Origin of the sequence: Blautia sp. TF10-30 (assembly GCF_003481245.1) — a bacterium.
Taxonomy (GTDB): domain Bacteria; phylum Bacillota; class Clostridia; order Lachnospirales; family Lachnospiraceae; genus Fusicatenibacter; species Fusicatenibacter saccharivorans.
In genome coordinates, this window is sequence record NZ_QUKM01000020.1 from 38,049 (window position 1) to 47,914 (window position 9,866).

The 9,866-nt window shown below is 37.5% G+C and carries 13 protein-coding genes and 1 pseudogene; 13 read left to right on the forward strand and 1 reads right to left on the reverse strand.

Translation table 11 applies throughout. From position 1 onward, the window contains the following. Positions 1 to 153 precede the first annotated feature (153 nt). From DXD02_RS14210 to DXD02_RS14265, 12 genes and pseudogenes are all read left to right on the forward strand, one after another. On the forward strand, positions 154 to 657 hold the full coding sequence (locus DXD02_RS14210) for a GNAT family N-acetyltransferase (RefSeq protein ID WP_022461045.1): 504 nt from the start codon (positions 154 to 156) through the stop codon (positions 655 to 657). A 35-nt stretch (positions 658 to 692) separates the two neighbouring features. After that, the gene (locus DXD02_RS14215; protein WP_118667020.1) at positions 693 to 1,421 is read left to right on the forward strand and encodes a class I SAM-dependent methyltransferase; all 729 of its coding nucleotides are present in this window, start codon (positions 693 to 695) and stop codon (positions 1,419 to 1,421) included. A 99-nt stretch (positions 1,422 to 1,520) separates the two neighbouring features. Continuing rightward, entirely contained in the window at positions 1,521 to 2,123 is a 603-nt protein-coding gene (locus tag DXD02_RS14220; protein ID WP_118667021.1) for a Type 1 glutamine amidotransferase-like domain-containing protein, read from the forward strand. Positions 2,124 to 2,393: 270 nt separating this feature from the next. Next, positions 2,394 to 2,582, forward strand: a complete 189-nt coding sequence (locus DXD02_RS14230) for a hypothetical protein (RefSeq protein WP_055040005.1) — start codon at positions 2,394 to 2,396, stop codon at positions 2,580 to 2,582. 104 nt (positions 2,583 to 2,686) lie between these two features. Then, the gene (locus DXD02_RS14235; protein ID WP_055225704.1) at positions 2,687 to 3,400 is read left to right on the forward strand and encodes a lantibiotic protection ABC transporter ATP-binding protein; all 714 of its coding nucleotides are present in this window, start codon (positions 2,687 to 2,689) and stop codon (positions 3,398 to 3,400) included. After that, on the forward strand, positions 3,393 to 4,124 hold the full coding sequence (locus DXD02_RS14240) for a lantibiotic immunity ABC transporter MutE/EpiE family permease subunit (RefSeq protein ID WP_004853398.1): 732 nt from the start codon (positions 3,393 to 3,395) through the stop codon (positions 4,122 to 4,124). The genes DXD02_RS14235 and DXD02_RS14240 overlap by 8 nt, the downstream gene beginning before the upstream one ends. 1 nt (position 4,125) lies before the next feature. Further along, positions 4,126 to 4,866 (forward strand): lantibiotic immunity ABC transporter MutG family permease subunit, encoded by a 741-nt coding sequence (locus tag DXD02_RS14245; RefSeq protein WP_117510124.1) that lies wholly within the window; start codon positions 4,126 to 4,128, stop codon positions 4,864 to 4,866. Between the two features lie 14 nt (positions 4,867 to 4,880). Next, entirely contained in the window at positions 4,881 to 5,543 is a 663-nt protein-coding gene (locus DXD02_RS14250; protein ID WP_055195474.1) for a response regulator transcription factor, read from the forward strand. Beyond that, positions 5,531 to 6,907, forward strand: a complete 1,377-nt coding sequence (locus DXD02_RS14255) for a sensor histidine kinase (RefSeq protein WP_117510123.1) — start codon at positions 5,531 to 5,533, stop codon at positions 6,905 to 6,907. Before DXD02_RS14250 ends, DXD02_RS14255 begins: the two co-directional genes overlap by 13 nt. Positions 6,908 to 7,018: 111 nt before the next feature. After that, positions 7,019 to 7,114, forward strand: a pseudogene (locus DXD02_RS15875) (DUF6462 family protein); the annotation flags it as partial. A gap of 308 nt (positions 7,115 to 7,422) precedes the next feature. Next, a complete protein-coding gene (locus tag DXD02_RS14260; protein ID WP_055221652.1) occupies positions 7,423 to 7,638 on the forward strand; it encodes a hypothetical protein in 216 nt (71 codons plus the stop codon). A 22-nt stretch (positions 7,639 to 7,660) separates the two neighbouring features. Then, on the forward strand, positions 7,661 to 8,077 hold the full coding sequence (locus tag DXD02_RS14265) for a hypothetical protein (RefSeq protein WP_055225697.1): 417 nt from the start codon (positions 7,661 to 7,663) through the stop codon (positions 8,075 to 8,077). Positions 8,078 to 8,128: 51 nt separating this feature from the next. On the opposite strand, the gene DXD02_RS14270 is transcribed toward DXD02_RS14265, so the two are convergent. Further along, positions 8,129 to 8,644, reverse strand: a complete 516-nt coding sequence (locus DXD02_RS14270; RefSeq protein WP_055182202.1) for a helix-turn-helix domain-containing protein — start codon at positions 8,642 to 8,644, stop codon at positions 8,129 to 8,131. A gap of 192 nt (positions 8,645 to 8,836) precedes the next feature. Here DXD02_RS14270 and DXD02_RS14275 point away from each other — a divergent pair, with 192 nt between their 5' ends. Continuing rightward, entirely contained in the window at positions 8,837 to 9,493 is a 657-nt protein-coding gene (locus DXD02_RS14275) for a hypothetical protein (RefSeq protein ID WP_199596441.1), read from the forward strand. The last annotated feature ends 373 nt before the right edge of the window (positions 9,494 to 9,866 follow it).

The following is a 9,866-nucleotide window of genomic DNA, read 5'->3' on the forward strand; positions in this document are numbered from 1 at the left end:
GATTTACATCAAACTTACATCAATTGATGCAGAAATCGGTGCAAGCAAGGGAAAATCGCATAATTAGTGCAATGGGTGGGCAATTCCAATCGGAGTTGCCCATTTTCTAAAATGAATGGAAATGCAAATCGATATTTAGCGAGGTAAAGATATATGCTTCATTTAGAAAAAGTAAATGGTAATAATGTCTGGGATATCCTGAAACTGACGGTATCGAAATCGCAGAAGAACTTCGTTGCCACCAATGAGATCAGCATCATTGAAGCGTATACTGCAATTACGGGAAACGGTCATGCATTCCCGTTTGGTATATATGATGAGGATAAGCCTGTAGGCTTCCTGATGATTGGTTTTGATGTTGATGATTATTGGACGGATGCACCTGAAATTGCAAAGGGAAACTATAATCTGTGGCGTCTTATGATCGATAAGGCATATCAAAACAGAGGGTACGGAAAAGAAGCGGTCAGCCTTGCATTAGAGTTCATAAAATCTATGCCTTGTGGAGAAGCGGAATACTGTTGGCTATCATATGAACCCGATAATGCAGTTGCCCGTCAGATGTATCGCTCTTTCGGTTTCGAAGAAACCGGTGAAATGGACGGCGAAGAACTGATCGCTGTTCTGAGACTGCAATTAACAACTTCAAGTTTTTGAAACTGAGAAATAGGAAATTGTGGAGGTAATTATCAATGAGAAATATTTACGATAATAGTGAATTTTTTGCCGCATATGCGGAAATGGGAAGAAGCAAAGATGGTCTGAAAGCTGCTGGAGAGTGGCATCAGTTGCAACCGTTATTCCCTAAATTACAGGGAAAAAAAGTTTTGGATTTAGGATGTGGTTACGGTTGGCATTGCAAATATGCCGCACAAATGGGAGCTACTGAAATTCTTGGTATTGATAGTAGTCAAAAAATGATTGCAAAAGCAGTAGCTGATAACTCTGATGACAAAATCAAGTATAAAGTTTGCGGTATTGAAGAATACATTTATCCTGAAAATACTTATGACCTAGTTGTTTCTAACCTGGTACTGCACTATATCGAAAATTTAGCTAATGTTTATCAAAAGGTGTATTGCACATTAAAAGTAGGTGGGTATTTCCTATTCAATATTGAACATCCGACTTTCACCGCAGGTGTTAATGAGGATTGGATTTATGATGAAAATGGGAAACCTAAATATTGGCCAATCGACAATTACTATTACCCAGGCGAAAGAGAAACCAATTTTCTTGGTCAACGAGTAATTAAACAGCACCACACATTAACGCAGATATTGAATCCACTTATAAAATGTGGTTTTCAAATTGAGGCTATTGAGGAAGCAATGCCTCCGGCAGATATGATGGGTATGCCGGGAATGTGTAATGAAATGCGTAGACCTATGATGTTGTTGGTTAAGGTTAAAAAGGTTTAATAAACAACTTCTAGTTTGTAGATGCAAATACATAGTAATTATGGTGTAGGGGACAAGGAATTGTTCCTTGCAAATCGCAATTTATAAAGGAGAATATTGATGAACCTATTTTTATGTTCGCACTTTTCAAGTGTAGGAAGTCTGATAAAGGAAGAAATTGAAAATAAAAAAGTCGCATTTATTCCAACAGCTTCGCTGCGTGAAGGCTACACCGGTTATGTCGGCTCGGCTCGAAAATTATTCAAAAAGTTGGGAGCAATCGTAACTGAAATTGATATTTCAACGGAGGCTTATTCAACGATACAGTCTGTTTTTGAAGATGCGGATGTGATATATTTTACCGGCGGAAATTCTTTTTTCCTTATAGACCAGCTCCGTAAAATGGGAACGGATGAGCTGTTGAAGAAAGAATTGGCAAAGGGAAAACTGATGATTGGTGAATCGGCAGGTGCGATTATATGCGCTCCAAGCATCCAATATATCGAGCAAATGGATGAAAAGCCGGAGGACTACTCACAAGAAGATGATGCAGGGCTTGATTTGATTGATTTCTATGTTCTTCCGCATTATCTTACAGCACCATTTAAGAAAGTTACCGAGAAAATAATGACTGAGTTTTCGGATTTGAATCTATGCCCAATTAACAACCGTCAGGGAATTGTAATTGATGGTGAAGGTTCAAAGGTTATTTGTAAAGACTAATTTGAAAATTCAAGTTTGTCGGACTTACTCTACAATAATCAAAGACCGCTTACATCGTGTAGGCGGTCTCTTTTCTTATTCAGAAATATTTGATTTTGAGCTTTCTTTTCTTGGCTGACATTACCTTGCAGAGAACATCGTCAACCCCGTCGGTATATCTGCCTTGTGCTATCAGGCTGTTCTTTAAACGGATAAGTGATTGTATTACTCTGCCATATTCGTCATCATTAAGATAGATGAAGCACTTGAATTGATGGGCAGGTAGACTATATGTATGGAGAAGCACTTTATAAGCCTGAAATGAAAGAAGGAAATCCTATAAGGTTATATAGTTTGGATGAAATCACGGAGATATTCGGTAAATTAGGACTTCGTATTTGTAACAGCTTTGCTGATTTCAGTGGAAAGCCGAGTTCTGATAATGATATTCAATTGATGGTTTATTCCATACGAGAATAAAAATAGAGTAGACGAATTATTTAGCAATCTTCATCAAATCTTTATTTTTTTCTGTTAGGTTATATTTCAGTAAGAAATGAAATATGGAAGGAAGGATAGTAAAGATGGAAATGATGTTGCAGACACAAAATTTGTGTAAATATTTTAGAAAGCAGAAAGCGGTAAATAATGTTTCACTTAATATAGAAAAGAAACAGATTTATGGACTGCTTGGACCGAATGGTGCGGGAAAATCTACCACATTGAAAATGTTGACCGGTATGATGAAACCCACTGCAGGAAAGATTTACTTTGATGGAAAACTTTGGGATAGGAAAGATTTATCAAAAATAGGAGCGCTAATTGAGAATCCGCCTATTTATGAAAATCTTTCCGCCAGAGAGAATTTGAAGGTAAGACAATTATTGCTTGGTACAGATGAAAACAGAATTGATGAGGTCTTGCAGATTGTATCACTTACAAACACCGGAAAGAAGAAAGCAGGACAGTTTTCTTTGGGAATGAAGCAAAGACTAGGCATTGCAATGGCATTGCTTGGAGAACCGGAACTTTTGATATTGGATGAACCTACGAATGGATTAGATCCAATAGGCATCGAGGAATTACGAGAGCTGATCCGGTCTTTTCCGGAACAGGGAATCACTGTAATTCTCTCCAGTCATATTCTCTCAGAGGTACAGTTACTTGCAGATAAAGTCGGGATTATTTCAGGTGGAATCTTAGGATACGAAGGAGCATTAAAGCAGGGAGATAATCTTGAAGATTTGTTTATGAATGTGGTAAGAAAAAACCAGAAAGCAGGTGAAATCCATGGTTAATATTATAAAAGCAGAACATCAAAAAGCCAAAAGAACCATGCGAAAAAAGTTTATCTGGGGATTTCCTCTTCTTACATTTGTCATGGCATTTATATTTACTCTTGGGATGACAAATGCTTATGCAGAAAGTGTTTGGAACTGGTGGTATACACTTTTGCTGCCGGGGATGATTGCTCTATTTTGTTATCTTTCTGTGGCGCAGGAGAAAAAGATAAAATACTATCATTTAATGACTATTCCCACAGACAGAAGAAAATTGTTGCTGGGGAAAATTATTTATATTGGGTACATGATTTTGTTTTCTAATGTGATTGTGTTTGCAGGAGCAACGCTTGGAGGCTTTCTTCTAACGACACATGTTCCAGTTGGAGGAGCGTTGATTGCAGTATTGTTTCTGACGGTTTCTGAGTTATGGGAGATTCCGGTAGCTTTATTTTTAAGTGAACGATTTGGAATGATTGTAAACCTGTTCGTCTGCCTGTTTATTACCGTCAGCGGTGTGGTAATATCACAAACCAGAATCTGGTATGTACTTGTTTCTGCAATCCCTATGCGAATGATGTGCCCGTTGCTTCATGTTTTACCAAATGGACTTGCCGCAGAAGCAGGGAATCCTCTTTTGGATACGGGAGTCATTGTTCCGGGAATGTGTCTCTCAATCATCTGGTTTGTTTTTGTAACGGTTCTGTTTTTGAAATGGTTTGAGAGAAGAGAGGTGAAATAAGATGATTGGAAGATCTCTTAATGCAGACTTGCGAAAGATGAAAGGAACATCTGTGATTCTGGCACACTTACTGATTCCGATTATAACCAGCGTTATATTTTTAATATATTACTTTTTTTCACCATGGAATGAAAATATGAAAGTGATTGCATTTTATCAGGCAATAGGAGCAGGACTTCCGGTACTTATTGGAATTTTTACAGCAAGTGTGATGGAACAGGAACAAAATGCAGGTGATTTTCAAAATCTCTTGTCTTTACCGGATAAACCTGCAGCATTTTTATCGAAACTGTTGATGCTACTGGTTTTGTGTCTGTGCTCTATCCTATTGACAGCAATCATATTCGGAATTGGATTTGGAAGAATCGCATCAAGCGATATCGAAATCATGAAAGGATGTATATTTGCAGCATTGCTGCTGTGGGGAAGCAGTGTTCCACTTTATCTGTGGCAGCTGATTCTGGCTTTTCAGTTTGGAAAAGGGGTATCCATTGGAGCAGGGATTATATCAGGACTAATTAGTGCATTGATGCTTACCGGACTTGGAGATTATGTGTGGAAATATGTATTTGTCTGCTGGACGGGTAGAGTACCATATACTTATCTGCAATCTATATTGGGAGAAACTAGTGTAGGTGAATGGTTGTCATTCATACCAGGTTGCTTAATATTTACAGGGATTAGTATGGTATACTATTTTTGGTGGGTAAACCACTGGGAAGGAAACAGAATATCGGAATAGAATCGAGGGAAACTATGGCAAAAATACTGGCAGTTGATGATGAACCGGCAATTTTGGAAATGATAGAAAGCATTTTGAATAAGGATGGACATCTGGTTACCAAAGTAAGTAATCCACTAAAAATTAATATGGAAGAATTACATCGTTATGACCTGATTTTACTGGACATTATGATGCCTGGAATTGATGGCTTCGAATTATGCAAAAGAATTAGGATACTTGTGGATTGTCCGATTTTGTTTCTTACGGCAAAAACGGAGGAAAACAGTCTGGTAAACGGACTTTCTTTAGGAGCAGATGATTATATTTCAAAGCCATTTGGAGTGATGGAACTTCGGGCAAGGATCAATGCACATCTTAGAAGAGAGCACAGGGAACATTCTGTCCGGATGGTTTTAGGGAGAGTCTGCATTCAGATGTCTCAAAAGAAACTGTTGATGGATGATAAAGAACTTCCGTTTACGAAAGCAGAGTACGAAATCTGTGAATTTCTGGCTAAAAACAGAGGACAGGTTTTCTCGAAGGAACAGATATTGGAAGCGGTCTTTGGCTTTGACAATGAGAGTAATGACAGTACCATTATCACGCATATCAAAAATATAAGAGCAAAATTTGCGGATTATGATTATATGCCGATAAAAACAGTCTGGGGGATTGGATATAAATGGGAAGAGTAAAGAGAAGCAATGCACTCAGCAGGATTTTTATGAGATATGTACTGGTCATGCTTGGATCATTAGTTGGTTTGGTGATTGTTGCTTATCTGCTGCTGTACCTTTTGATTAGTGTGGGCTGTATTTATCCGGCAAATTATGCAGAGCAAAAGATTAATGAAGCATATGATACGATTCTACGTGCAGATAAAGTGACTGCTGAGATGATTCCCGCACTTTGTGATTATGTAATCTTTTCAGAGAATGGAGAGAAAATAGGTGGAGATCTGTCAGAACAATACGAACAGATAGCATGGAATGTTGCAAAGTACGGAAACGCATCCGGGAAATATTTTTATAAAGTAATTGTAAGGGAAAATGAATATGTTGTATTGCAATATCGCCTGACACCTCAATATCATTCAGCTTTTTTGAGGGAGCATTTTATAGGACCACAGAATGTGATGATTATTATGTCAGTGATTGGAGCGGTAGCGATTATCATCATTCCGTCCATACGTTTTGGAAAAAGAATCAAAAAGCAGATGCAGCCTGTATTAGACGCAATCAGACAAATAAAGGATCAAAATCTGGAATATGAGACATCCTGTTCCGGTATCAAAGAGTTTGATGACTGTTTATCGGCAATCGATGATATGCGAGATGCATTGCGAGAATCTTTAGAAAAGCAGTGGAAAACAGAGCAGGAAAAGAAACAACAGATGTCTGCTTTGGCGCATGATATTAAAACACCTCTTACGATTGTACGGGGAAATGCAGAACTACTTTCAGAGACTGAACTGACCACAGAACAGAAGAATAATATCACTTATGTTTTGAACGGCACAACACAGATACAAAGTTATGTAAAACAGTTGATAGATGTCACAAAATCATGGAATTGCAGTGATGTTACCTATACAACGGTGAGGTTAGAAGATTTTTTCGCAGATATAAAGGAACAGGCACTCGGACTGGTAGAAATCTATCACCAGAAAATAGATTGGAAGGCGGGACAAAGTGATAAAAAGGTAACGATTGCTTATGATCCAATGTTCCGAGCCGTAATGAATGTGATTCAGAATGCAGTGGAGCATACAAAAGAAAATGGAATCATTTATATTGACGCAAAGGAGCAGGATGGCCGGCTGACATTCATTGTGGAGGATAGCGGATCAGGATTTACAAAAGAAGCATTATTGCATGGCACAGAGCAGTTTTTTATGGATGACACAAGTAGAAATGGCGAAGCCCATTATGGAATGGGACTATTTTTTGCAAAAACTGTGGCTGAAAAATATGGTGGAGGTATTAAACTTTCAAATTCTGAAAATACAGGTGGGGCGAGGGTAGAAATATTTTTCCTGAGTAGTCAAGAAACAAGCTAAATGAAAAGTCTAATCCCCCAGCATAGCTGGGGATTAGACTTTTCATTTATACGGATATTCGCAAACTACAAGATAAAGCCAAAACTTCATATACTCTAACAGTTAGCGAAAGATGCCAGAGCAGTATACCATGTCAAACGAATTGTGTTAGTTAATCTGGATCTTATTGATGAATATCTGGAAGCATTCCGTGATGAAGAATTTTGATGAAAGAACAGGAGGAACAACTATTCCTCGAAAATTGAGAATTACATATGTTCAATTCTTTGTATTAGGTATATATTTTGAAAAGTTATCCGGTTATACTGACAATATCAAAAGGCAGAACTGTTAGAATGAGGTGAGCAGATGGATACAGCACAGAGAATAAGGATAATTCGGATGATTGAAAAAATAGAGAAGAACCCAGAATTCAGTAGTAAAATCGGTGTGAGAAATACATCTGAGTTTATATTAAGTAAACAATCAAAAAAATGAATGATTCAAATCATAACAGGAGTCAGAAGGAGTAGAATATGTTATCGTTATTATTTGCTATATGCATGATCTGGTTTATTGGAAAATTTTTTATATTTGGTGTAAAAGCATCCTGGGGAATCTTAAAGCTGCTCTGTACAGTTGTATTTTTCCCGGTGATTTTGATAGGAATGGTTGTTGGCGGACTGATTTATATTGCACTTCCATTGTTGATCATCGGCGGAATCATTGCACTTATATCATCTAACTCATAAAAATACGAGGAGGGAAGAAATTATGGGATATGATATAGAAAAAGAGAAACGAGAAGCGATTGAAGCAGGACAACGTGCGTTAAGTAGTCTTCGGACAGCAAAAGAGAACCTGAACAGTGCAAAGAATTGGGGCTTGGTGGATATGTTTGGCGGTGGATTCTTTTCTACGATGTTGAAACACTCCAAGATGGATCAGGCAAGACAAAATATGGAACAGGCGAAATATGATCTTCGTAATTTCAGTAGGGAATTAAATGATGTGAACGTGGCTTGTAATTTAAACATCAATACTGGAGACTTCTTATCCTTTGCAGATTATTTTTTTGATGGATTTGTTGTGGATTGGATGGTGCAGGATCGAATCAATAATGCTAGACATCAGGTGGAAGAAGCTATCCGCAGAACGGAATACATCATAAACCAGTTACAGCATATGTAAAGGAAAGAGGCAGTGAACCATAAATAGGTTCGCTGCCTTGTTTTTTCATACTTATTTCTGTTTCTTTTTTTCTTCTCTGAGCAATTCGATGTTTAGTCCCTGCTCTCCGGCTGTTTTATCAACCCAGAGATTCAGAGAATCTATTGCCAGAGAAATTTCATCCAGTTTGTTACTGATAAAAGCAAAATCCTTGATCTCATCATCGCTGATCTTACCGTCACGGGCAATCTGGATCAGACGTGTGGTAAGAGGATTAATCTCATTCAGACTGGCAATGGTTTCCAGAATTATATTAGATAAGTCGGAAACTTCGACTTCCGGGACATAACGATGACCGATTTCGCATTTATGAGAGCAGTAATAATTGCAGAGATCTGGTCGCCCGTAAGCGTCTGCCATCTGGATAATATCGTAAGGTGTAGGTTCCTGCATTTCATATTCAAATTTTTCAATTTTAGAATCAGAAACAGCAGTCATTTTTTCGCTGGCTTCTAATCTGGTAAGACCGGCTTCTTCCCGGCAAATCTGATAAATTGTTTTATTTTCTCTTGTAGATTGTTTCCCCATGAGAATAACCTCCCCGTATATCGCCGAACATGAGAATTATCAGGTGTTAAGTCCACATGCTGTGCGTGTATTTTCTTTATAGATTTTATTATACTTGAAGCATCAGTAAACAACAAGTGCATTGTTGATACGGAATTATGAAAGGAAGAAAAAACATGAGGAAAACTAGAAGTGATTGTAGAGTAGGAACACTTGAAAAGAAGCATGGTCTTCCACCGGGGACTATTAGAAACAAAAATGGAAGAGATACCAGAAGTGACAAAAAAATTGGCACCATTCGCAAAGAAGCAAAGTAGGAACATAATCATGGAAAAGAAAATAAGAAAAAGATATCATTCAGAAGAAGCTGTAAAAAAAGCGTTAAAAATTGAATCATTTCGAAATTTAACAAAGGATAAAGTGATGGAGTTTACATCTATGATTCCATATATGGAAAAGGAAGTGGCGCTTGAAATAATAAAGCAGTTCCCAGTATATGTAGAGTTTGTGGAATCAGCAATAGAAAATTATACACAGTTATGCAAAACAATTTTAGAAACAAATAAAGAAGAATATGAACAAGCAGTTCATGCACATCAGTATGTTCTTGAGACCTTCGCAAATCAGCTGGAACAAGAAAACTTAACAGAGGAGGAAAGAAGGGACTTTTCTGAAAAAATGATGGAAGAAGCTGATAAAATAACGGAATTATATTTACAGCAGCAGAAATTTCATGAGCGAGTGTTCAAGACGATTGGGGGAGTTGTAACATTAGCTTTGGGAGTGACGGTAACAATGTTAGGTTTAAAAGCAATTGGTAGCGATGAAGATTTACCTCAACTAGATGATGAGAATCAGAATGTTGCATAATAGCTTTATCTATAATTGAAAACAACAAGATGGAAAGGCTCAGGAAAAAGTATTCTGGGCCTTTTGTCTTAGAAGGATAGCAGTATAAAAGAGCAGGGATTTTTATACCCCACCTATTGATATACACTGTAACCATCAAAGAAGATTAAATCATAAAATTCAAAGAAATGGAGGAGTTGGCAATGAAAGGTTTTAACACTGGTGATGGTTACATGGGATTGGTAGATGGTAAATATATCTTGTTTGCCAGTGAATCCGATTACTATGAATATATGAACGATTAAAGGAGGAGCTGCTATGAAAGGAAAAACCGATAGAAGGAGAGTATGAAACTTTTTCTGTAAAATAATGTTTGGAAGGTTCTTCTATGATA